The following is a 22558-nucleotide window of genomic DNA, read 5'->3' as shown; positions in this document are numbered from 1 at the left end:
GTCCGGGGCAGGAGTAGCGGGGGAATACGGCGGGCGCGGACCGTGCTCGCTCCAGCAGGAGGTTTTGACACCATGGACGGATCGGCCGAGGGAACGACGTACCGCGTCGAGCACGACTCGATGGGTGAGGTGAGGGTGCCCGCGCACGCCAAGTGGCGGGCCCAGACGCAGCGTGCGGTGGAGAACTTCCCCATCTCCGGGCAGCGGCTGGAGCGGGCCCACATCGAGGCACTGGCCCGGATCAAGGCGGCGGCGGCCAGGATCAACGCCGAGTCGGGGGTGCTGGATCCGGACATCGCGGGGGCGATCCAGGAGGCCGCCGCCGAGGTGGCGGCGGGGCGCTGGGACGAGCACTTCCCCGTCGACGTGTTCCAGACGGGCTCCGGCACGTCGTCCAACATGAACACCAACGAGGTCGTGGCCACCCTGGCCACCGAGCGCCTCGGACGCGAGGTCCACCCCAACGACCACGTCAACGCCTCCCAGTCGTCGAACGACGTGTTCCCCTCGTCCGTCCACATCGCCGCGACCGCGGCCGTCACCGCCGACCTGATCCCGGCGCTCGAACACCTGACCGCTTCCCTGGAGCGGAAATCGGCCGAATTCGCGGAGGTCGTCAAATCGGGGCGTACGCACCTGATGGACGCCACCCCCGTCACCCTGGGCCAGGAGTTCGGCGGATACGCGGCGCAGATCCGCCACGGCGTCGAGCGGCTGCACTCCTCGCTCCCCCGTATCGCCGAACTCCCCCTCGGGGGAACGGCGGTGGGCACCGGAATCAACACGCCGCCCGGCTTCTCCGCCGCCGTGATCGCGGAGGTCGCCCGCACCACCGGGCTGCCGCTCACCGAGGCCCGGAACCACTTCGAGGCGCAGGGCGCCCGGGACGGACTCGTGGAGGCCTCGGGCCAGCTCCGCACGATCGCCGTGTCGCTCACCAAGATCTCCAACGACCTGCGCTGGATGGCCTCGGGCCCCCGCACCGGGTTGGCCGAAATCAGTCTGCCGGACCTGCAGCCGGGGTCGTCGATCATGCCGGGGAAGGTCAATCCGGTCATTCCGGAGGCCGTGCTGATGGTCGCGGCCCAGGTGACGGGCAACGACGCCACGGTCGCCGCCGCCGGAGCGGCCGGCAACTTCGAGCTGAACGTCATGCTTCCGGTGATCGGGAAGAACCTGCTGGAGTCGGTGCGGCTGCTCGCCAACGCCTCCCGGCTGCTCGCCGACCGGACGGTCGACGGCATCACCGCCCACGTGGAGCGGGCACGGCGGTACGCGGAGTCCTCGCCGTCGGTCGTGACCCCGCTGAACAAGTACATCGGCTACGAGGAGGCGGCGAAGGTCGCCAAGAAGTCCCTGGCCGAGGGCACCACGATCCGGGAGACCGTACTGGCCGGGGGCTACGTCGAACGCGGCGACCTGACACGGGAACAGCTCGACGAGGCCCTCGACGTGTTGCGTATGACCCGGCCTTGACGCGTAACGCACCATGCCGGCGGGCACCTCTCTAAGATCTCTCCATGACAGCCACGGAAGCGGGTACGGGAGCAGGCACCGGGGCAGGTGCGGGGGACGGCGTGCGCTGGTCGCCGGGGGACCGGATCCTCTGGCGCTACCGGGACAACGGAACGCCCGGCGGCAGCGGTGACGGTGGCCGCTCGGTCCACATCTGCCGGCCGGTCACCGTCGTCGAGGACACCGAGGAACTGCTGGCGGTGTGGATGGCGTCCGGCACCGAGTGCGTGAAGCCGGTCCTCGCCGACGGCACCCAGGTGCACGCCGAGCCGCTCGCCACCCGCTACACACGCCCCCGCACGACGGTGCGCGCCCGGTGGTTCGGCTCGGGTGTGCTGAAGCTCGCCCGGCCGGGCGACCCCTGGTCGGTCTGGCTGTTCTGGGACCGCGGCTGGCTCTTCCGCAACTGGTACGTCAACCTGGAGGAGCCCCACTCACGCTGGTCGGGCGGGGTCGATTCGCAGGACCACTTCCTCGACATCTCGGTGCGTCCCGACCACAGCTGGGAGTGGCTCGACGAGGACGAGTTCGCGCAGGCGCAGCGGGTCGGACTGATGGACGAGGCCACCGCCCGGCGGGTACGCGAGGCGGGTCTGGCGGCCGTCGAGGTGATCCGGGGCTGGGGCGCGCCGTTCAGCGACGGCTGGGAGCACTGGCGGCCCGACCCCCGGTGGCAGGTCCCGCCGCTGCCCGATGACTGGGACCGCACCCCTGCCCCCACGCCGTCGTGAGACCCTTGACGCACCCCAAGGGGGGCGGCCGTAGGATCGCCCCCCATGAACAGGTCCGCCGGGCCCGTGCGCCACAACCGGCGTCAACGGCCCAGGGACTGACCACCAGTCACCGAACGCATCGCGCGAGTCACACGGTCCACGAAGCCGGGTGAACCGTGCGGACGCATGAACCACTACGAGGGGTGGAGACGTGCTCGCTGTCCGCTGCCCAGCCACCGGAAGGACCCATACCGGCCCCGTTGGCGGGCGCACGGTTTCGGCCCCTTCTCCCAGGGCATCCGGTGACAGCCGTTGTTCTCGGTGCTCTTGCCGGGGCACAGTGGCGCCCCACGAGGTGATCGCCTCATACAACCGGCCCGGACGGACGGAATCCCACGCGTGACGGAGCATCCCACCTCCCACGAAGGCCGGCAGCCTCTCGCCGCCCGGCCGCAGGAACGCGCCCGGCCACGGCAGCAGGAGGCGCAGCCGGGCGCCGCCGCGATCCCCGGCCCCTCCCCGGTGCCGGACACCGCCAAGGGCCCGGCCCCCGCCGCACCGGGTGCGGCGGACGCACCCGTCGCCGACACCCAGACGGTCACCCGCCGCGAGGGGGACCGTCTGCGCTTCGTCGGTGCGGCCACCCGCCGGATCGCGCGGGGCATAGACCTGGACGAGATCGTGCTGGGCCTGTGCCGGGCGAGTGTCCCCACCTTCTCCGACGCCATACTCGTCTACCTCCGCGACCCGCTTCCGGTGGGCGACGAGCGGCCCGTCAACCCCTTCGTGCTGCGGCTGCGGCGCACCGACAGGCTGCGTACGGCGGACGAGGAGAGCGAGAGCGGGCCCGACGGCGAGCGGCTGCGGCTGACCGTCACCGACTCGCAGGCCGGGTTGCCGCCCGCCGCCGACCTGTGCGAGATCCAGTCGGGCGGGGCGCTCGACGAGGTGCTGCGCGGGGTGCGGCCCGTCTTCGGTGACTCCGCGGCGGCGCGTGTCGCCCTGCCCGAGCTGCTGGGGGCCGGCCGGACGGTGCCGACCGGGCACCGCGCCATCCTGGCCCCGTTGCGCGGCCGCCGCCGGGTGATCGGCGCCGCCGTCTTCCTGCGCGGCCCGGAGCGTCCGCCGTTCGAGGCGAACGATCTCCTGGTCGCCGCCCAGCTGGCCACGCACACGGCGCTCGGCATCGACAAGGCCGTGCTGTACGGCCGTGAGGCGTACATCGCCGACGAGCTCCAGCGCACGATGCTGCCCGACTCACTGCCCCAGCCCACCGGCGTGCGCCTTGCGTCGCGCTACCTCCCGGCCGCCGAGACGGCCCGGGTGGGAGGGGACTGGTACGACGCGATCCCGCTGCCCGGCAGCAGGGTCGCCCTGGTCGTCGGCGACGTGATGGGCCACTCCATGACGTCCGCGGCGATCATGGGTCAGCTGCGGACCACCGCGCAGACCCTGGCCGGCCTCGACCTGCCCCCTCAGGAGGTCCTGCACCACCTGGACGAGCAGGCCCAGCGGCTCGGCAGCGATCGCATGGCGACCTGCATGTACGCGGTGTACGACCCCGTCGCCCACCGCATCACCATCGCCAACGCGGGCCACCCGCCGCCCGTGCTGCTCCACCTGGGCGGCCGGGCCGAGGTGCTGCGGGTCCCGCCGGGTGCGCCGATCGGGGTCGGCGGGGTCGATTTCGAGGCCGTCGAGCTGGACGCTCCGGCCGGGGCCACGCTGCTGCTGTACACGGACGGCCTGGTCGAGTCCCGGATACGGGATGTCTGGACGGGCATCGAGATCCTGCGGGAGCGGCTCGCCGCCACCGCCCAGCTGACCGGGCCGGACCATTCGCCGCCGCTGGAAGCGCTCTGCGACGACGTACTGGACATGCTCGGTCCGGGCGACCGGGACGACGACATCGCCCTGTTGGCCGCCCGGTTCGACGGGATCGCGCCGAGCGATGTCGCGTACTGGTCGCTGGAACCGGAGGACGCGGCGCCGGGCCGGGCCCGCAGGCTGGCCCGCAGGGCGCTGAGCCGGTGGGGTCTGGACGACCTCTCGGACGAGGTGGAGCTGCTGGTCAGCGAGGTGGTGACCAACGCGGTGCGCTATGCGGAGCGTCCGGTGACGCTGCGGCTGCTGCGCACGGACATCCTGCGCTGCGAGGTCGGCGACGACGCTCCGCAGTTGCCCCGGCAGCGGCGTGCCCGGGAGACGGACGAGGGCGGCCGCGGGCTGTTCCTGGTCAACCGGCTGGCCCGGCGGTGGGGGGCGACCCGGCTGTCGACGGGCAAGGTGGTCTGGTTCGAGATGGCCACCCCCTGAGGGTGCCGACGGACGCACACACGTGAGGGGCGGGTGCCGGCCGGCACCCGCCCCTCACGTGCAGCTACTGTCCCGGCAAGGTGTCGGAGCCCGGCCGCTCACCCGGCGGCTCGACCCCTCCGTCCTCGGGGTCCTTCGTGGTGCTGGGCGTCCCGCTCGGCGTCCAGGTGGGCGTCTCGCTCGGCGTCTCGGAGGGTGTCGGCTCCTCGCTGGGCGTCTCGCTCGGCGTCTCGGATGGTGTCGGCTCCTCGCTCGGCGTCTCGGACGGTTCCTCGGTCTCGGACGGAGTGGCCGAGGGGGTCTCGGTCACGGCCGTCTCACCGCGTTCGACTCCCTGGAGGTCGAAGGTGGCGTCCGAGCCTCCCCCGAGCGCGCCCAGGGTGTAGTCCGCCCAGATCTTCGCGGGGAATCCGCCGCCGTTGGCCCGGCCGGAGTTGGCCGTGCCGGTGAGGCTGACCTGGCCGCCGCCCTCCTGGGTGGACTCGCCGAAGAGGGCAACCGCCGTGGTGAGTTCCGGGGTGTAGGCCGTGAACCAGGCCGCCTTGTTGTTCTCGGACGTACCCGTCTTCCCCGCCGCGTCGTAGGCGGAGGTGTTGGCCTCGCGGCCGGAGCCGATGTCGACGACCTCGGTCAGTGCCTTCGTCACGGTGTCGGCGGACGCCCGGCTGATCACCTGGCCGCCCACACCGTCCACCGGTTCCATGGTGCGGTCGCGGTGCACGGCGGACTTCACGATGGTCGGGGTGACCTTCTTGCCGTGGTTGTCCAGCGTGGCGTACACCCCGGCCATGTCCCACGTCGAGGCGTTCATGGTGCCGAGCGTGATCGCCGGGCGCTCGGGGAAGTTCTTGTCCGGTACGCCCAGGCCGAGCGCGGTCTTCTTCACGGCGCTCGGAGTGACGTCGACGACCATCTGCGCGAAGACCGCGTTGATCGACTTGTCCATGGCCGTCCGGACCGTCGGGCTGTCGTAGCTGATGTCGTCCTCGTTCTGCGGGGCGAACGGGGTGTCGCTGCCGACGACCGGGCGCTTGCTGGTGCCGTCGTAGACCGTGTTGAGGCCGATCAGGTCGCCGTTCTGGGTCTTCGCCCCGTTCTCCAGCGCGGAGGCGAGGACCAGCGGCTTGAAGGTGGAGGCCGGCTGGTAGTCCTGGCGGGTCGCGTTGGATATGTAGTGCTCGGTCGCGCCGACACCGCCGTACAGCGCGACGACCTTCCCGGTCTTCGGATCCACCGAGGTGGCGCCGGCCTGGACGGTCGCGTCGACCTTGCTCTTCTCCCGGTCGAGCTGGTTCTCCAGTTGCCGGTCGACCGACTTCTCGAGCTGCTTCTGCCGCTTCTTGTCGATGTTCAGCGTGACCGTCCAGCCGCCGGTCTCACGCATCTCCTCGGTGATGCCCTGCCGCTCCATCTCGTCGTTCGCGGCCTCGACGAGGTAGCCGGTCTGGCCGTCCATGCCCGGGGCGGCCTTGGGCGCGTCCGGGACGGGGAAGGTCATCTTGTCCCGCTCGGCCCGGTCGAGCCAGCCCTCGTCGACCATGTTGTTCAGCGTGTAGGCCCAGCGTTCCTTGACCAGCTTCTTGCCGGACGCCGAGGCGACCGCCCAGTCGTACTGGCTGGGGGCCTGGAGCAGGGCCGCGAGATAGGCGCCCTGGGAGGTGTCGAGATCCTTGGCGTCGACGCCGTAGTAGGCCTGTGCGGCCGCCTGGATTCCGCTCGCACCGCGCCCGTAGTACACCGTGTTGAGGTAGCCGGCGAGGATGTCGTCCTTCTTCGTGCGCTGGTCGACCTTGAGCGAGATCACCAGTTCCTTGAGCTTGCGGGTGACCGTCTGGTCCTGCGTGAGGTAGTAGTTCTTCACGTACTGCTGGGTGATCGTGGAGCCACCCTGCTTGCCCTTGCCGGAGAGCGTGTTGATCACACCGCGCGCGGTGCCCTTCAGGTCGACGCCCTGGTCCCGGTAGAAGGACTTGTTCTCGGCGGCGACGAAGGCGTGCTGGACGCTCTTGGGCACGACGCCCAGGTCGACGATCTCCCGGTTGACGTCGGAGTTGCTCCGGGCCAGGAGCGTGCCGTCGCTGTACTTGTAGACGTTGCTCTGCTTCTGGGCCTGGGCGTTGGCCTCGGGCACGTCGACGTACACGTAGAGGGCCGCGAAGGCGCCCATTCCGAGCAGGCAGAGTCCGAAGAACGTGCCCAGTATCTTGCGCCAGGTGAAGAGCCGGCGTATGCCGCCGCTCCCGGCCCGGCGCGCTTCGCGCCCCTGGGCTCGCCGCGCATCCGCTCGACCCATCGCTGTGGTGCTCCTGTTCTTCGGCTCGTACCACTCCGGTCAGACCTGCCAGCTAACACTGCGCACACGGACAAATGGCAAGCGATCCGGTCTTTTCCGGGCGTGAGAATCAGCACCCGGTCCCGAAGGAACCGACTCATGAGGGATGCACAAGGTTGCGAGAGACGTTAATGTGTAATCACATTGCTAGCGCGGCGCTATGCCGCACGAAACGGGGGATCCATGTCCGCACCGCACGACCTTCCCACCACGGCCGGCCCCGGCGCCGACCTGACACCGGACGCCCCGGAGATGCCCGCACCCCAGGTCAGGGAGACGACCGCCCATTCCATCCCCGGCGGGCTCGGTCTGCTGCTGACCGTCGTCGGGGTCTTCCTCGGCGTGGCCCTGTGCATCGTGGGGGGCGTCCTCGGCTCCAACGGCCACAACGGCGCGGGCATCCCGCTCTTCGTCCTCGGCCTGCTCCTCACCATCGCCTCCTTCTTCTGTATGAGCGGTGTGAAGATGGTCGCTCCGGGCGAGGCACGGGTCATCCAGCTCTTCGGCCGCTACGTCGGCACGATCCGGGCGGACGGCCTGCGCTGGATCAACCCGCTGACGTCCAGCCGCAAGATCTCCACCCGGGTCCGCAACCACGAGACGGCCGTCCTGAAGGTCAACGACGCCTACGGCAACCCGATCGAGCTCGCGGCGATCGTCGTCTGGAAGGTCGAGGACACCGCGCAGGCACTCTTCGAGGTGGACGACTTCCTGGAGTTCGTCGCCACCCAGACCGAGGCGGCCGTCCGGCACATCGCGATCGAGTACCCCTACGACGCCCACGAGGAGGGCGGGCTCTCCCTGCGCGGCAACGCCGAGGAGATCACCGAGAAGCTCGCGGTCGAGCTCACCGCACGGGTCCAGGCGGCAGGCGTGCGCATCATCGAGTCCCGCTTCAGCCACCTCGCGTACGCGCCCGAGATCGCCTCGGCGATGCTCCAGCGACAGCAGGCGGGGGCGGTCGTCGCGGCTCGCCAGCAGATCGTCGAGGGCGCGGTGGGCATGGTCGAGATGGCGCTGACCCGGATCGCGGAGCAGGACATCGTCGAGCTCGACTCGGAACGCAAGGCGGCCATGGTCAGCAACCTGATGGTGGTTCTGTGCGGTGACCGTGCCGCGCAGCCGGTCCTGAACACGGGCACGCTCTACCAGTGACCGACGACGCGGCCCCTCCCCCCGGCCGGACACCCCGGCGCGGCCCCGCACGCAAGCAGATGCTGCTGCGGCTGGATCCCGCGGTGCACGACGCGCTGGCCCGGTGGGCCTCGGACGAGCTGCGCAGCGCGAACGCGCAGATCGAGTTCCTGCTGCGGCGGGCCCTGGGGGAGGCGGGCCGCCTCCCGGGCGGCGCGGCCCCGATCCCCCGCCGGGGACGGCCGCCGAAGGCCCCGCCGGAGCCGCCCGAGCCGCCCGAGCCGGCGGAGTGAGCGTGGGGGGTGGGCCCCGAAGGCCCACCCCCCATGAGCGGTCCCAGCACCCGGGGCCCGTATACATGCGAGGTATACACAGCGTGTACAGTGCGCCGCATGTCAATCGGTCATACCCTCCTCGGGCTCCTGGAGTCCGGCCCCCGCCACGGCTACGACCTCAAGCGGGCATTCGACGAGAAGTTCGGTCACGATCGCCCCCTGCACTACGGCCAGGTCTACGCGACCATGTCCCGCCTGCTGAAGAACGGACTCGTCGAGGTCGACGGGGTCGAGACGGACGGCGGCCCCGAACGCAAGCGGTACGCCATCACCGACGCCGGCATCACCGACGTCGCCGCCTGGCTCGCACAGCCCGAGAAGCCGGAGCCGTACCTCCAGTCGACCCTGTACACCAAGGTCGTCCTGGCCCTGCTCACCGGCCGCGACGCCGCCGACCTGCTGGACGCCCAGCGCTCCGAGCACCTGCGCCTGATGCGCATCCTCACCGACCGCAAGCGCAAGGGCGATCTCGCCGACCAGCTGATCTGCGACCACGCGCTCTTCCACCTCGAAGCCGACCTGCGGTGGCTGGAACTGACCTCCGCACGCCTCGGCCGGCTCGCCGAGGTGATCGCCCCGTGACCCCCGCAGGCTCCCTGCTCGCCGCCCACGACCTCCACAAGACGTACGGCTCGACGCCCGCACTCGACGGAGCCTCGTTCTCCGTCCACCCCGGCGAGGTCGTCGCCGTCATGGGCCCGTCCGGCTCCGGCAAGTCGACCCTGCTGCACTGCCTCGCCGGGATCGTCACCCCCGACTCCGGCACCGTGACCTACGGCGGCCGCGAGCTGTCCGCGATGCCGGACGCCGAACGCAGCGCGCTGCGCCGCGGCGACTTCGGTTTCGTCTTCCAGTTCGGCCAGCTCGTCCCCGAGCTGACCTGTGTGGAGAACGTCGCCCTGCCACTCCGCCTCAACGGCGTCAGGCGGAAGGAGGCCGAACGCACCGCCCTGGAGTGGTTGGAGCGCCTGGAGGTCGAGACCCTCGCGGCCCAGCGCCCCGGCCAGGTGTCCGGCGGTCAGGTCCAGCGCGTGGCCGTGGCCCGCGCCCTGGTCGCCTCCCCCAAGGTGGTCTTCGCCGACGAGCCGACGGGCGCGCTGGACTCCCTCAACGGCGAGCGGGTCATGGAACTGCTCACGGAGTCCGCCCGCACCGCCGGTACGGCCGTCGTGCTCGTGACCCACGAGGCGCGCGTCGCCGCGTACTCGGACCGCGACATCGTCGTGCGCGACGGCCGCTGCCGTGATCTGGAGTACGTCGTATGACCTGGCTGCGTGACCTCGGCCTCGGCATACGCTTCGCCGCCGCGGGCGGACGCGAGGGCTGGGCACGGACCGCGCTCACCGCTGTCGGGGTGGGACTGGGCGTCGCACTGCTGCTGGCCGCCGCGTCCGTGCCGCATCTGCTCGACGAGCGTTCCTCGCGTGACCGGGCCCGTGGCGAGGTCTCGGCGTCGCGCAACGCCGAGGTCCCGAAGTCGGACAGCACGGTCCTGCGGGTCAGCGCGGCGACGGAGTACCGCGGCCGCACGGTCGAGGGCTACCTGATGCGCGCGGAAGGCTCGCAGCCGGCCGTGCCGCCCGGAGTGCGGTCGTTCCCCGCGCCCGGCGAGATGGCGGCCTCGCCCGCCCTCCGCGAGCTGCTGGCCTCTCCCGAAGGCGCCCTCCTCAAGGAGCGGTTGCCGTACCGCATCACCTCGACGATCGCCGACACGGGCCTCCGCTCGCCGAACGAGCTGTACTTCTACGTGGGCAGCGACTCGCTGACCCCCGCCACAGGCGGGCACCGGCTGGCCGGTTACGGCGACGACAGGCCGGGTGATCCGCTCACACCCGTCCTGGTCGTCCTGGTCATCCTGATCTGCGTCGTACTGCTGGCGCCGGTCGCGATCTTCGTCGCCACCGCCGTGCGGTTCGGCGGCGAACGCCGCGACCGCAGGCTCGCAGCCCTCCGCCTGGTCGGTACCGACATCCCGACGACCCGCCGGATCGCGGCGGGCGAGGCGCTGTTCGGCTCGCTGCTGGGACTTCTGGCCGGGCTGGCGTTCTTCCTGGTGGGCCGCGGCTTCGTCGGCGACGTCGAGCTGTGGAACCACAGCGCCTTCCCCTCCGACCTCACCCCGTCCGTCTGGCAGGCGGCACTCGTCGCCGTGACGGTTCCCCTGTCCGCCGTACTCGTCACCCTGGTCGCCATGCGCTCGGTGGCCGTCGAGCCGCTGGGCGTCATGCGCAACGCGGGCAGCCGCAGGCGGCGCCTCTGGTGGCGCCTGCTGGTACCGGCCCTGGGCCTGGCCGTCCTGGGACTGACGGGCCGGGTCGAGGAAAACACCACCGTCGACCCGTACCCGATCGCGGCCGGCGCCGTACTCGTCCTGTTCGGACTCGCGCTGCTCCTGCCCTGGCTGATCGAGGCCTGTGTGAGCCGGCTGCGCGGCGGTCCGCTGCCCTGGCAGCTGGCGGTCCGCCGGCTCCAGCTGAACAGCGGGGCGGCGTCCCGCGCCGTCAGCGGCATCACCGTGGCGGTCGCCGGCGCGGTGGCCCTCCAGATGCTGTTCGCGGCCGTCGGCGACGAGTTCGAGGCGATGACGGGTCAGGACCCCTCACGCGCCCAGTTCCACACCTTCTCGGAAGAGGTCGCCGGCGACGCGGCCGCCCGGACCATCGAGGAGTTCCGCTCCACGAAGGGGGTGGAACGCGTCATCGGCACCGTCGAGACGTACGTGACCAGGCCGGGGACGTACGAGGAGGACGAGGTCACGCCCACCACCTCCCTCACCGTCGGCGACTGCGCCACCCTGAAGGAGCTCGCCGAGATCCGTTCCTGCAAGGAGGGCGACGCCTTCGTCGTCCACCCCAGGGGCGACAAGGAGATGAGCGACTGGGTCGACGAGACCGCGCGCAAGGGCAAGGAGGTGGAGCTCAACTCCTCCTCCGGTCGGGACCCCGGAACCGGGTCGGTGCGCTGGACCCTGCCCGCGGACACGCCGACGGTCACGACGAGCCGTGACCCGATCGGTGAGGAGCACTGGGGCATCATGGCGACCGTCGGCGCCATCGACCCGCGCACCCTGCCGAGCGCCCAGACGATCGCACAGATCAAGGTCGACGAGGGCGTGAAGGACGTCTCCGAGTACGTACGGAACACGGCGGCGAGGATCGACCCGGGGATGCGGGTCGGCACCCTGGCCTCGACGGAGCGCGACCGCCAGTACGCCAGCGTGCAGACGGGCCTGCGGTTCGGCGGGGTGGCGACGCTGCTGCTCATCGCCTCCTCGATGCTGATCTCCCAGCTCGAACAGCTCCGGGAGCGCAAGCGGCTGCTGTCGGTCCTGATCGCCTTCGGCACCAGGCGCGTCACCCTCGGCTGGTCGGTCCTCTGGCAGACCGCCGTGCCGGTCGTCGTCGGCCTCCTGGTCGCGATCGCGGGGGGCCTCGGGCTCGGTGCCGTCATGACCTGGATGCTGGCCAAGACCGTGACCCGGTGGTGGCTGTTCCTGCCGATGGCGGGTGCGGGCGGGGCCCTCATCGTGGCCGTGACCCTGCTCTCGCTGCCCCTGCTGTGGCGCCTGATGCGTCCGGACGGTCTGCGTACGGAGTGACGACGCAGGGGTGAGCGCGCCGGGGGCGCGTTCACCCCTCTTCGGGCACCCTCACCGGCAGCGTCCCCATCGCACCGCGGAGCGCGGCTGCCAGTTCCTCGAACTCCTCGTGCCGCGCCGAGCCTGTCCGCACGGCCAACGCCACCCGCCGCGAGGGCGCCGGGTCCATGAAGTACCCGGTGGACAGGGCCTCGTTCCGCCCGGTCTCCACCGTCACCGCAGTCCGTGGCAGCAGCGTCACCCCGAGCCCGCCCGCGACGAGCTGTACGAGGGTGGAGAGCCCGGCCGCGGTCGTCGTCACCGGCGTACCCCGGGTCCGCCCGGCCTCCCGGCAGATGTCCAGCGCCTGGTCGCGCAGGCAGTGGCCCTCGTCGAGCAGCAGCAGCGGCAGATCGCGCAGCGTCTCGCGGGGCAGGCCGGTGCGCCCGGCGAGGTGGTGCTCCTTCTCCATGACGAGCACGAAGTCCTCGTCGAACAGCGGGAGTTCCGTGACACCGGGGACCCCGAGCGGCACGGCGAGCAGCAGCAGGTCCAGTCGTCCCGCCGCCAGCCCCTCCAGCAGCGAGGAGGTCTGCTCCTCGTGGACCTGGAGATCCAGATCCGGATAGCGCTCGTGGACCAGCCTGAGCACGGCCGGCAGCAGATACGGCGCGACCGTCGGGATCACGCCGAGCCGGAGCACCCCGGTGAACGGCGCCCGCACCGCCTCGGCCTCCTCCATCAACTCGCCGAGCGCTCCCAGCACCGCCCGGCTCCGCACCGCGAGGCGCTCCCCCGCGGGCGTGAGCAGAACCTTGCGCGTCGTACGCTCGATGAGCTGGACACCCAGTGCCACCTCCAGCGCGGACACCGCCCCGGAGAGCGCCGGCTGACTCATCCCGATTGCTGCCGCTGCGTCCCGGAAGTGCAGATGTTCCGCCACGGCCGCGAAGGCCCGCAGCTGCGAGAGGCTGGGCTGCTTGAGCTTATTCGCCTGAATTGCAGACGCCACTGATAGGCACCTCCGATCACCATGACCGATTGTAGCCATTCCCTGCGATCAATACGCGCCGCGCCTAGAGGGCCGACCCATCTCGGCGGGCGCTGAAGTCACCTTTCAGGGAGGGACCTGACATGTTTCCTGTGGGCGCGTACGCGCGCGCGTCGGAGGACAAGGCGCTCCGGGCGAACGCTGCCGGCTGGCGCGAGATCGGCGACCAGGTTGCCGAGCAGTTCAAGGACATGGACGAGTTGGCAGCCGAGCTGAACCTGACCATCACTCGCCGTTACAGCGACAACCACACCCCGGCGGGCGACCCACGCGTGATCCGCAACGACTTCGAGATGCTGCTGGCCGACCTGGAGAACGGAACGATCCGGGGCGTCCTCTTCTACCACTCAGACCGATTGGTACGGCAGGAATACGATGCGGCCCGCATCAACCGGCTCTTTCAGCTCAACCCCAGATACGTGGGGCGGGCCGTTGTGGGCGGTACCGACCTGGCCACACAGGAGGGCCGGTCGATGCTCACCGTTCAGGCCGCCATGGGCGGCATGGAGGTGTACAGCACCAAGCGACGGGTCACCCGAAGAAACAAGGGCCTGGCCGAGCGTGGACACATGCACGGAGCCCCGCGGCCCTTCGGATGGGCCGAAGATCGTCGGACGCTCCATGACACCGAAGCCGAAGTGCTTCGGCAAGCAGTCCTCGCGATTCCTGACGGCCTCACGGTCGGCGAGATCCGCAAGCAGTGGATCAACCTCGGATACGAGCCCACGCGCAACAAGAGAAAGCCCGGAACGCAGAGCCTGCAGCACAGCACTGTCGAGGCGCGCCTCGTGAACCCCCGCATCTGCGGTTACAGGACCTACCTACCTCAGGCCGAGCGACGCAACATCAAGAGGCCGTGGATGCCAGAATTCGTCATCCGCAAGGACGGCAGGCCCGTCATGGGCGACTGGGAAGCCATCGTCTCCCCCGAAGAGTGGCAAGCCTGCGTGGCCACGATCGAGGAGCGGCAGAGGGCCCGGGCGGAGGGACGAGCACCACACAGCACCTCGGCCAAATACCTCCTGTCCGGGATTGCCCGGTGCGGAAAGTGCAGCTTTCCCCTGATGTCCAACCAGTACTCGAAGGGAACCACGTCCTACGAGCGTTATGGATACCGGTACGCCTGCCTCACCACACTCGGCGGGTGCGGCGGCGTCACCAGAGTCGGCCCTCCGATGGAGGACCTGGTCGAGACGGCTTTTCTCCAGGAAGTCCGCCGCAGCCTCGGCATGGTCGTCGAACAGAGGAGCGTCGACGAGACGCAACATGACGCCCGACTCTCCGAGATCGACCAGGAAATCAAGCAGGTCAGCGACCGGCGCAGGGAGAAGCGCATCGGCATGGGCACTGCACTCGACCTGCTGGAGGAACTCGAAGGCGAGCGAGACGAACTGAATCGGCAGCGACGCCGACTGGTCGCCACCAAGGTGCGCAGACGGAACGCCTCCCCCTCCCTCCTGAAAGAGTGGATGGGGTACTCGGTCCCGCAGAAGAAGGCACAGCTCCGAGAGTTGATCCGGGCCGTGATGGTTCACCCCGCGGGGCGTGGCCGGAAGTTCGACCCGGAACTGATCGAGATCGCCTGGAACGAAGACGATCACCCCTCGTAGTCGAGCACTTTGTCCCGAGGTGCCCCATCCATCCTCGCGGTGCGAAACGGTCGGCCCCCCTTGCCCCGCACGCACCCAAAGGGGCGATCCTTCAGCGGGACCAACCTCATACGGAATGCAGAGGCCGTGGAGGACGCGGCCCGACGCCACCAAGCCCGAACGGCACCTGCGCCCGTCCTCGAGAGGGCAAGACTCAACGCTGCCGCGGCAACGCGCACCCTGGCCCCTATCACTGATCACCCGTTTCTATCAATCCCCTCGACATGACCGATTTCCGTGATCAATAGGGCATGTGGGACTGTTCTCGGGTCCAACCCCAAGCAACACAGGAGTGCCCCGAATCATGCTCACCGTTGGTGACAAGTTCCCCGAGTTCGAACTGACTGCTTGCGTCTCCCTGGAGAAGGGTGAGGAGTTCGAGACCATCACCCACAAGACGTATGAGGGCTGGAAAGTGATCTTCGCGTGGCCGAAGGACTTCACCTTCGTGTGCCCCACCGAGATCGCCGCCTTCGGCAAGCTGAACGACGAGTTCGCCGACCGTGACGCGCAGGTCCTCGGCTTCTCCGGTGACTCCGAGTTCGTGCACCACGCCTGGCGCAAGGACCACCCGGACCTGACCGACCTGCCCTTCCCGATGCTGGCCGACTCGAAGCACGAGCTCATGCGTGACCTCGGCATCGAGGGCGAGGACGGCTTCGCCCAGCGCGCCGTCTTCATCGTCGACCAGAACAACGAGATCCAGTTCACGATGGTGACCGCCGGTTCCGTGGGCCGTAACCCCAAGGAGGTCCTGCGGGTCCTCGACGCCCTGCAGACCGACGAGCTCTGCCCCTGCAACTGGACCAAGGGCGAGAACACCCTCGACCCGGTCGCCCTCCTCTCCGGCGAGTGAGCTGATACCGACATGGCACTCGACGAACTGAAGTCCTCCATACCGGACTTCGCCAAGGACCTGAAGCTGAACCTCGGTTCGGTCATCGGCAACAGCGAGCTCCCCCAGCAGCAGCTGTGGGGCACCGTCCTGGCCTGCGCGATCGCCTCGCGCTCGCCGAAGGTGCTGAGCGAGCTGGAGCCGGAGGCCAGGGCCAACCTCTCCGCCGAGGCGTACACCGCGGCGAAGTCGGCAGCGGCGATCATGGCGATGAACAACGTCTTCTACCGCACCCGGCACCTGCTGTCGGACCCCGAGTACGGCAACCTCCGTGCGGGTCTGCGGATGAACGTCATCGGCAAGCCGGGCGTGGAGAAGGTCGACTTCGAGCTGTGGTCGCTCGCCGTCTCCGCCATCAACGGCTGCGGCCAGTGCCTGGACTCGCACGAGCAGGTGCTGCGCAAGGCCGGCGTCGACCGTGAGACGATCCAGGAAGCAGTCAAGATCGCTTCGGTGATCCAGGCGGTCGGCGTGACCCTCGAATCCGAGGCCGTACTCGCCGGGCTGTAACGGGCAGTACCTTTGTACGGGAAGGGCCCCGTCGACGACCGACCGTCGACGGGGCCCTTCTTCGTGTCCGCGTCCGGCGCGGGCACGGTCCGGCCGCCTCCTCGGCGCCCGGACCTCCGCGCCCTACTCCTTCCGGTCGTCCGGCGACCGGTCCGCGCTCTCGCCGCCGCGATCCTCCACGGCCCCGGCCACGGGGGCGGGCGGCTCCTTCGGCGGTACGGCCGAGAGCGCCGTGGCGCCGTGCGGTCCGGGCCCCTGGAGCGCGGCCGGGTCCTGCCCGTACGAGCGCAGGTAGCCGACCACCGCGTTGGTCACCGCCACCAGGGGTACGGCCACCACCGCACCGCCGATGCCGGCGATCATCCCGCCCGCTGCGACCGAGAGCACCACGGCCAGCGGGTGGACGCGCACGGCACGGCCGAGGATGAAGGGCTGCAGGATGTGGCCCTCGATCTGCTGCACGGCGAGCACCACGATCAGCACCATCAGAGCGGTGAACACGCCCTGGGTGACGAGCGAGACGACGACGGCGAGCGCCCCGGAGACCACGGCGCCGACCAGCGGGATGAAGGCGAAGAGGAAGATGAAGACGGCGAGCGGGACCGCCATCGGTACGTCGAGGAAGTAGATCCCGAGGCCGATGAAGATCGCGTCGATCAGGGCCACGATCACCGTGCCCCGCACATAGGCGGTCAGCGTCCGCCAGGCACGCGGCCCGGCACCGGCGACGCCCGGACGCGCCTGGGCGGGGACCAGCTTGAGGACCCACTGCCAGATGCGCTTGCCGTCGTGGAGCAGGAAGAGCGTCGAGAACATCGCGAGCAGGAGCCCGGTGAGGAACTCCACCATCACCGTGACGCCCTGGAGCCCGGCGGAGGTGATCTCCTCGGTGTTGGTGCCGATGGTGTCGCTGAGGTTCTTCGCGATGTCGTTGATCTGCGACTCGGTGACGTGGAACGGGCTGTCCAGGAGCCAGCGCTTCAGCTCGTCGATGCCGTCACGGACCCGGTCCGAGAGGGTGTCCAGATTGTCCATCACCTGCCAGACCACGAACCAGCCGACCAGGCCCATGACGACGAAGCCGAGCACCGCCGTGACCGCGGTGGCCAGACCGCGCGGCAGCCCGTAGCGCCTCAGGCGTACGACGGTCGGCTGGAGCATCGCGGTCACCAGGAGGGCGGCGACGAAGGCGAGGACGACCAGTTGCACGGCACTGATGACCCGCATCAGCACCCAGAGGGTGCCGGCCAGGACCAGCAGCCGCCAGCCCGCCTCGGCCGCGACGCGCATCCCCCAGGGGATCGCGGTCACCGGCTCGGGTCGGGTGGACGTGGAAGGAGCGGACACGGAAGGGGCGTACGTGGGCGGGCGCGGCACCTGATCGGCGACGGACGTGGAGAGCGTCGACGAGGAGCCGCTCGCCGCGACCGCGTCGGCCCGGCGCTCGTCCTCGGCGCGGCGTTCTTCCAGGCGCGCCCCGATCTCGGTGATTTCGGCTCCGAGCCGACCGAGCCACCCCGGAAGTTTCGACATGATTTTCCCTTTCCCCCGTCTGCTCCCCGCACGCCCCCCGGAGCTGTCCGGGTCGACCGTACACGCGAGATGCCCCGCACCGTGGATCGGTGCGGGGCATCTCGAGGTCGGTCGCTGAACCTCGCGGGGTTCTAGTACCAGTGGTTGGCCTGCCAGAAGGACCAGGCCGCGCAGGGACTGCCGTAGCGGTCACTGTTCATGTAGCTGAGGCCCCACTTGATCTGGGTCGCCGGGTTGGTCTGCCAGTCCGCACCCGCCGACGCCATCTTGGAGCCCGGCAGGGCTTGCATGATGCCGTAGGCACCGGAGGACGGGTTGGTCGCCCGGTAGTTCCAGCCCGACTCGCGGTCCACGATGTTGCTGAAGCACTGGAACTGGTCAGCCGGCATCATCTGCCGGGCCATCGCCTGCACTTCGGCCACCGAGTAGGAGCCCTGCGCCGAGAAGGACGAGGCGTCGCGGACGGAGGACCGGCTCGCGCGCTCGGCCTCCTTCTTCGCCTTCTCCTTGGCCTCGCGCTCGGCCACGATCTTGTCCTCGGCCGCCTGCTTCTTCGACTTGGCGTCCTTGGCGGCCTGGATGCGGGCCGTCTCCTCCGCGGACTTCTTGGCTGCCGCGTCCGCCGCCGACGCCTGGGCGTCGGCCTGCTGCGTCAGCGAAGCCGTCTGCACCTGGGCCTGCTGGCCCGCGGGGATGTCTGCGAGCAGCGTGGTGTCGGCTGCGGCCGCCTCGAAGTTGTTGTCGTCGACAGCGGGAGTGCTGCCCGACGCAACGCCTACGACGGCGCCTACGGTGGTTACGGCGGTGGCAGATGCCACGGCGAACCCCCGGACCGAGATCCGGCTCACACGGTGTCCTTCCAGCATCGCCCGCTTAGGTGACCTCGCGGGCGCAATCGTGCCCCTGACACTGGCCTCCCTACTGCTTGGGTCACGGGAGGCACGGGCCCGGTGGGCGACTCCCTCTCGGGAGCGCCGCGTTGTGCTCGCGGGCGGCATACGGACGGCGATTGTTGAGTTGTGTGGTGCGTGGCGCCTTCGGAGGTGCCCAAGTGCCGTATGCGGGGCCTGACGGAAGCAAGACTCTGCCGGAAGGACACGGCGCGTTGCAATTCTGTGTTGCGTGTGAAAGGTCACACCTCGTTTGGCGCACAACTTTTTCGGAAATGACGGTGCAGGACGATGCCGCCCGGCTAAGCTCCTTGGCTCGCCGGGCGGCATCTATGGGGTGTTCCGGGTCAGATGTGCCCGTCCTCCAGCATTTCGGTCACCAGCGCGGCGATCTGCGAGCGCTCGGAGCGGGTGAGCGTGACGTGCGCGAAGAGCGGATGCCCCTTCAGTTTCTCGACCACGGCGACGACTCCGTCGTAGCGGCCGACCCTGAGGTTGTCCCGCTGCGCCACATCGTGAGTGAGCACCACCCGCGAATTCGCCCCGATACGGGACAACACGGTCAACAGGACATTGCGCTCCAGCGACTGCGCCTCGTCCACGATCACGAAGGCGTCGTGGAGCGAGCGGCCCCGGATGTGGGTGAGCGGCAGGACCTCCAGCATCCCGCGCCCCAGCACCTCTTCGATGATCTCGCGCCCGGCGACCGCCGACAGCGTGTCGAAGACGGCCTGCGCCCAGGGGCTCATCTTCTCGGACTCGCTGCCCGGGAGGTAGCCGAGCTCCTGCCCGCCGACGGCGTACAGCGGCCGGAAGACCATCACCTTCTTGTGCTGCCGGCGCTCCAGGACGGCCTCCAGCCCCGCACAGAGCGCCAGGGCCGACTTGCCGGTGCCCGCCCGGCCGCCCATCGAGATGATCCCGATGTCCGGGTCCAGGAGCAGGTCGAGCGCGATGCGCTGCTCGGCGCTGCGGCCGTGGATACCGAAGGCCTCCCGATCGCCCCGCACGAGCCGGACGTTGCCCTCGGCCGTGACCCTGCCGAGCGCCTTGCCGCGGTCGGACTGGAGCACCAGTCCGGTGTGCACGGGGTATTCGGTGGCCTCGGGGACGTACAGGCTCTCCTCACTGAACAGCAGGTCGACCTGTTCCGCGGCGAGGGACAGCTCCGCCATCCCGGTGAAGCCGGAGTCGGTGACGGCGAGCTCGGCGCGGTACTCCTCGGCGAGGAGGCCGACCGAGGACGCCTTGATCCGGAGCGGCAGGTCCTTGGAGACGACGGTGACGTCGTACCCCTCGGCCTGCAGGTTGCGTGCGACCGCGAGGATCCGTGAGTCGTTGTCCCCCAGCCGGTAGCCGGCCGGCAGGACTCCGGGATCGGAGTGGTTGAGTTCGACACGGAGCGACCCGCCCAGATCCCCGAGCGGGATCGGGGCGTCCAGCCGGCCGTACCGGATGCGGAAGTCGTCCAGGAGGCGCAGAGCCTGCCGGGCGAAGTATCCGAGCTCGGGGTGGTGCCTTTTGGCCTCCAGCTCCGTGACCACGACGATCGGGAGCACGACTTCGTGCTCGTCGAAGCGGGTCATGGCTTTGGGGTCGGCCAGCAGGACGCTGGTGTCTAGAACGTAGGTGCGCCTGTCGGGCATGCGGCGCTTGGTACTGGTCACCACGGAAGGACGTACCCCCTCGGACGAGGTCGGGGAGTGCGACGGAGGTCGCGGAACTTCCCGAAGGGAGAGGACGGACCGGGTTCTGGCCCCGTGCGCGGGCCGAACACCGGCCCTCCGCGTCGGCCGCGTGTGGTGCGGTCCTTCGTGTGCAAAGGGCCTCCCGGGCGAGCGGGCTGGGTGCCGCTCACTTGGCTGCGACGTCCGCCTGGTTACTGACCGGACATCGACCTGAGAGCTGTATTCCCTCGAACACGCGAAGCCATGCCCCGGCCTGCGACGAGGTGCGCCGGAGCGGATTCCGTGCTCTCCCGCGCCCTCCGGTCGCGCCGTGCCTCTCAGGCCCCGTAACGCCGGTGGCGCGCCGCGTAGTCGCGCAGGGCGCGCAGGAAGTCGACCTTGCGGAAGGCCGGCCAGAAGACCTCGCAGAAGTAGTACTCCGAATGGGCGCTCTGCCAGAGCATGAAGCCCGACAGCCGCTGCTCCCCGCTGGTGCGGATCACGAGGTCGGGGTCGGGTTGTCCGCGGGTGTAGAGGTGCTCGGAGATCAGGTCCGTGGAGACGACCTCGGCCAGCTCCTCGAAGGTGGTGCCCCGTGAGGAGTGCTCCAGGAGGAGGGAGCGGACCGCGTCCGCGATCTCCTGGCGCCCGCCGTAGCCGACGGCGACATTGACGATTATCCCGCCCCCGGAGCCTCCGGCCCGGGAGGTGCCGACGCCGGCCGTGGCCTCCTCCGCCTCCTTGAGGACGGTCTGGGTCCGCGCCGGAAGCAGGTCGAGCGTGCCGACGTGGTGGACGCGCCACCGCCCGTCGGACGCGAGCTGGCGCACGGTGTTCTCGATGATGCCGAGCAGAGGGGTGAGCTCCGACTCGGGCCGGTCGAAGTTGTCGGTGGACAGGAGCCAGAGGGTGACGACCTCGACATCCGTCTCGCTGCACCATCCGAGCAGCTCGGAGATCTTGTCCGCCCCGGCCTGGTGTCCCTCCACGGCCGACCCGCCGGACGCCTTGGCCCATCGCCGGTTGCCGTCGAGGATGACTCCGATGTGCTTGGGCACCTGGTCGTGGTCCAGGCGGCCTCCCACCCGGCGGGCGTAGAGCCCGTACACCAGGTCGCGCAAGTTCACTGAGTTCACCCTCTCGGTTCCGTACGGGCTCACGGCCCGCCCTCCCCCTCACCAGGGGGGGTCCGGGGCCGTCCCCCGGGGGATCGCCGTGCGTCCGCGCACCGCGCTCTCGCGCCGCGGATCGGCATGTCCCGAAGCCGCCACATTACTGCGGCCGGGTCACAGGGGCCCAACCCGGCCTGTCACAAGTTCGTGATAAGGAGTGAAACGTGACTGATTCCCTCCCCTACCGAGCCGACACGTCCCGCTACGACTCCATGGAGTACCGCCGCACCGGCCGCAGCGGGCTCAAGCTGCCCGCCGTCTCCCTCGGCCTCTGGCACAACTTCGGCGACGACCGCGCCCTGGGCACCCAGCGGGCGATCCTGCGCCGCGCCTTCGACCTCGGTGTGACCCACTTCGACCTGGCCAACAACTACGGCCCGCCGCCGGGCTCCGCCGAGCTGAACTTCGGCAAGCTCTTCAGGCAGGACTTCGCCCCGTACCGGGACGAGATCATCGTCTCCACCAAGGCCGGCTACCGGATGCACCCGGGCCCGTACGGCGAGTGGGGTTCCCGCAAGTACCTGCTGTCGTCGCTCGACGCCTCCCTGCGGCGGACGGGCCTCGACCACGTCGACATCTTCTACTCCCACCGCTTCGACCCCGCCACTCCGCTCGAGGAGACGATGGGGGCACTCGCCTCCGCCGTGAGCCGGGGCAAGGCGCTGTACGCGGGTGTGTCCTCCTACAACGCGGAGCAGACCGCCGAGGCGGCACGGATCCTCGACGAGATGGGCGTGCCCGCCCTGATCCACCAGCCGTCCTACTCGATGGTGAACCGCTGGATAGAGGGGGACGGGCTGCTCGACGCGCTGGAGACGGCCGGCATGGGCTGCATCTCCTTCGCGCCGCTCGCCCAGGGCCTGCTCACCGGCAAGTACCTGGCGGGCATCCCCGAGGGGTCCCGCGCCAGCCAGGGCAAGTCCCTGGACCCGGACCTGCTGTCCGACGAGATGGTGCGCCGGCTGCGCGGGCTGAACGACATCGCGCGGGGCCGAGGGCAGTCCCTCGCGCAGCTCGCGCTCAACTGGGTGCTGCGCGACAGCCGTATGACCTCGGCCCTGATCGGCGCGTCGAGCGTGAAGCAGCTGGAGGAGAACGTGGCCGCGCTGGCCGCACCGCCGCTGACCGGCGCCGAGCTGAAGGAGATCGACACCTTCGCCGTGGACACCGCGAGCACCAACATCTGGGCCAACCGGCGCTGACGAGAAGCCGCCCCAGCGCCCGGTTTCCCGTACGTCGCCGGGGACCCGCGCGGGGCCCGGGCCCGTC

18 protein-coding genes are annotated in these 22558 nt (G+C 70.1%); 12 read left to right on the top strand and 6 right to left on the bottom strand.

Translation table 11 applies throughout. The features are described 5' to 3' along the window. Positions 1-72: 72 nt before the first annotated feature. From JOC24_RS03690 to JOC24_RS03680, 3 genes are all read left to right on the top strand, one after another. Positions 73-1476, top strand: coding sequence for a class II fumarate hydratase (locus JOC24_RS03690; RefSeq protein WP_205018614.1), 1404 nt, complete (start codon positions 73-75; stop codon positions 1474-1476). A gap of 44 nt (positions 1477-1520) precedes the next feature. Next, entirely contained in the window at positions 1521-2246 is a 726-nt protein-coding gene (locus JOC24_RS03685; RefSeq protein ID WP_205018613.1) for a cytidylyl-2-hydroxypropylphosphonate hydrolase, read from the top strand. A gap of 381 nt (positions 2247-2627) precedes the next feature. Next, on the top strand, positions 2628-4544 hold the full coding sequence (locus JOC24_RS03680) for an ATP-binding SpoIIE family protein phosphatase (RefSeq protein ID WP_205018612.1): 1917 nt from the start codon (positions 2628-2630) through the stop codon (positions 4542-4544). Positions 4545-4608: 64 nt separating this feature from the next. On the opposite strand, the gene JOC24_RS03675 is transcribed toward JOC24_RS03680, so the two are convergent. Beyond that, positions 4609-6837: a transglycosylase domain-containing protein gene (locus JOC24_RS03675; protein WP_205018611.1), complete on the bottom strand. Its 2229-nt coding sequence runs from the start codon at positions 6835-6837 to the stop codon at positions 4609-4611. 222 nt (positions 6838-7059) lie between these two features. Between JOC24_RS03675 and JOC24_RS03670 the strand changes: the two genes are divergently transcribed. The 5 genes from JOC24_RS03670 to JOC24_RS03650 all read left to right on the top strand — a co-directional run bounded on the left by JOC24_RS03670 (position 7060) and on the right by JOC24_RS03650 (position 11943). Further along, a complete protein-coding gene (locus JOC24_RS03670) occupies positions 7060-8031 on the top strand; it encodes an SPFH domain-containing protein (protein WP_205018610.1) in 972 nt (323 codons plus the stop codon). Between the two features lie 59 nt (positions 8032-8090). After that, the gene (locus tag JOC24_RS03665) at positions 8091-8303 is read left to right on the top strand and encodes a type II toxin-antitoxin system antitoxin (RefSeq protein ID WP_239579696.1); all 213 of its coding nucleotides are present in this window, start codon (positions 8091-8093) and stop codon (positions 8301-8303) included. A gap of 99 nt (positions 8304-8402) precedes the next feature. Beyond that, positions 8403-8927, top strand: coding sequence for a PadR family transcriptional regulator (locus JOC24_RS03660; protein ID WP_205018608.1), 525 nt, complete (start codon positions 8403-8405; stop codon positions 8925-8927). Then, the gene (locus tag JOC24_RS03655) at positions 8924-9610 is read left to right on the top strand and encodes an ABC transporter ATP-binding protein (RefSeq protein ID WP_205018607.1); all 687 of its coding nucleotides are present in this window, start codon (positions 8924-8926) and stop codon (positions 9608-9610) included. The genes JOC24_RS03660 and JOC24_RS03655 overlap by 4 nt, the downstream gene beginning before the upstream one ends. Then, positions 9607-11943, top strand: a complete 2337-nt coding sequence (locus JOC24_RS03650; RefSeq protein WP_205018606.1) for an ABC transporter permease — start codon at positions 9607-9609, stop codon at positions 11941-11943. Before JOC24_RS03655 ends, JOC24_RS03650 begins: the two co-directional genes overlap by 4 nt. A 31-nt stretch (positions 11944-11974) precedes the next feature. On the opposite strand, the gene JOC24_RS03645 is transcribed toward JOC24_RS03650, so the two are convergent. Then, positions 11975-12973, bottom strand: coding sequence for a hydrogen peroxide-inducible genes activator (locus tag JOC24_RS03645; protein WP_239579403.1), 999 nt, complete (start codon positions 12971-12973; stop codon positions 11975-11977). Positions 12974-13056: 83 nt separating this feature from the next. Between JOC24_RS03645 and JOC24_RS03640 the strand changes: the two genes are divergently transcribed. The 3 genes from JOC24_RS03640 to JOC24_RS03630 all read left to right on the top strand — a co-directional run bounded on the left by JOC24_RS03640 (position 13057) and on the right by JOC24_RS03630 (position 16027). Next, positions 13057-14583: a recombinase family protein gene (locus JOC24_RS03640; RefSeq protein WP_205018604.1), complete on the top strand. Its 1527-nt coding sequence runs from the start codon at positions 13057-13059 to the stop codon at positions 14581-14583. 343 nt (positions 14584-14926) lie between these two features. Then, on the top strand, positions 14927-15478 hold the full coding sequence (locus tag JOC24_RS03635; RefSeq protein WP_205018603.1) for a peroxiredoxin: 552 nt from the start codon (positions 14927-14929) through the stop codon (positions 15476-15478). 12 nt (positions 15479-15490) lie between these two features. Further along, positions 15491-16027 (top strand): alkyl hydroperoxide reductase, encoded by a 537-nt coding sequence (locus JOC24_RS03630; protein WP_205018602.1) that lies wholly within the window; start codon positions 15491-15493, stop codon positions 16025-16027. Positions 16028-16150: 123 nt separating this feature from the next. Here JOC24_RS03630 and JOC24_RS03625 read toward each other — a convergent pair whose 3' ends face one another. The 4 genes from JOC24_RS03625 to JOC24_RS03610 all read right to left on the bottom strand — a co-directional run bounded on the left by JOC24_RS03625 (position 16151) and on the right by JOC24_RS03610 (position 21244). Continuing rightward, a complete protein-coding gene (locus JOC24_RS03625; RefSeq protein ID WP_205018601.1) occupies positions 16151-17560 on the bottom strand; it encodes an AI-2E family transporter in 1410 nt (469 codons plus the stop codon). A 131-nt stretch (positions 17561-17691) separates the two neighbouring features. Then, entirely contained in the window at positions 17692-18408 is a 717-nt protein-coding gene (locus JOC24_RS03620) for an aggregation-promoting factor C-terminal-like domain-containing protein (protein WP_205018600.1), read from the bottom strand. 389 nt (positions 18409-18797) lie between these two features. Then, the gene (locus JOC24_RS03615; RefSeq protein ID WP_205018599.1) at positions 18798-20120 is read right to left on the bottom strand and encodes a PhoH family protein; all 1323 of its coding nucleotides are present in this window, start codon (positions 20118-20120) and stop codon (positions 18798-18800) included. A 335-nt stretch (positions 20121-20455) separates the two neighbouring features. Then, complete coding sequence (locus JOC24_RS03610) at positions 20456-21244, bottom strand: isoprenyl transferase (protein WP_205018760.1); 789 nt, start codon at positions 21242-21244, stop codon at positions 20456-20458. Positions 21245-21453: 209 nt separating this feature from the next. Between JOC24_RS03610 and mgrA the strand changes: the two genes are divergently transcribed. Next, complete coding sequence (gene mgrA, locus JOC24_RS03605; protein ID WP_205018598.1) at positions 21454-22491, top strand: L-glyceraldehyde 3-phosphate reductase; 1038 nt, start codon at positions 21454-21456, stop codon at positions 22489-22491. The last annotated feature ends 67 nt before the right edge of the window (positions 22492-22558 follow it).

The sequence above is a fragment of the Streptomyces sp. HB132 genome, assembly GCF_016909575.1.
In the GTDB taxonomy this organism is placed as follows: Bacteria; Actinomycetota; Actinomycetes; order Streptomycetales; family Streptomycetaceae; genus Streptomyces.
This window is presented reverse-complemented; position numbering and strand designations above follow the sequence as displayed.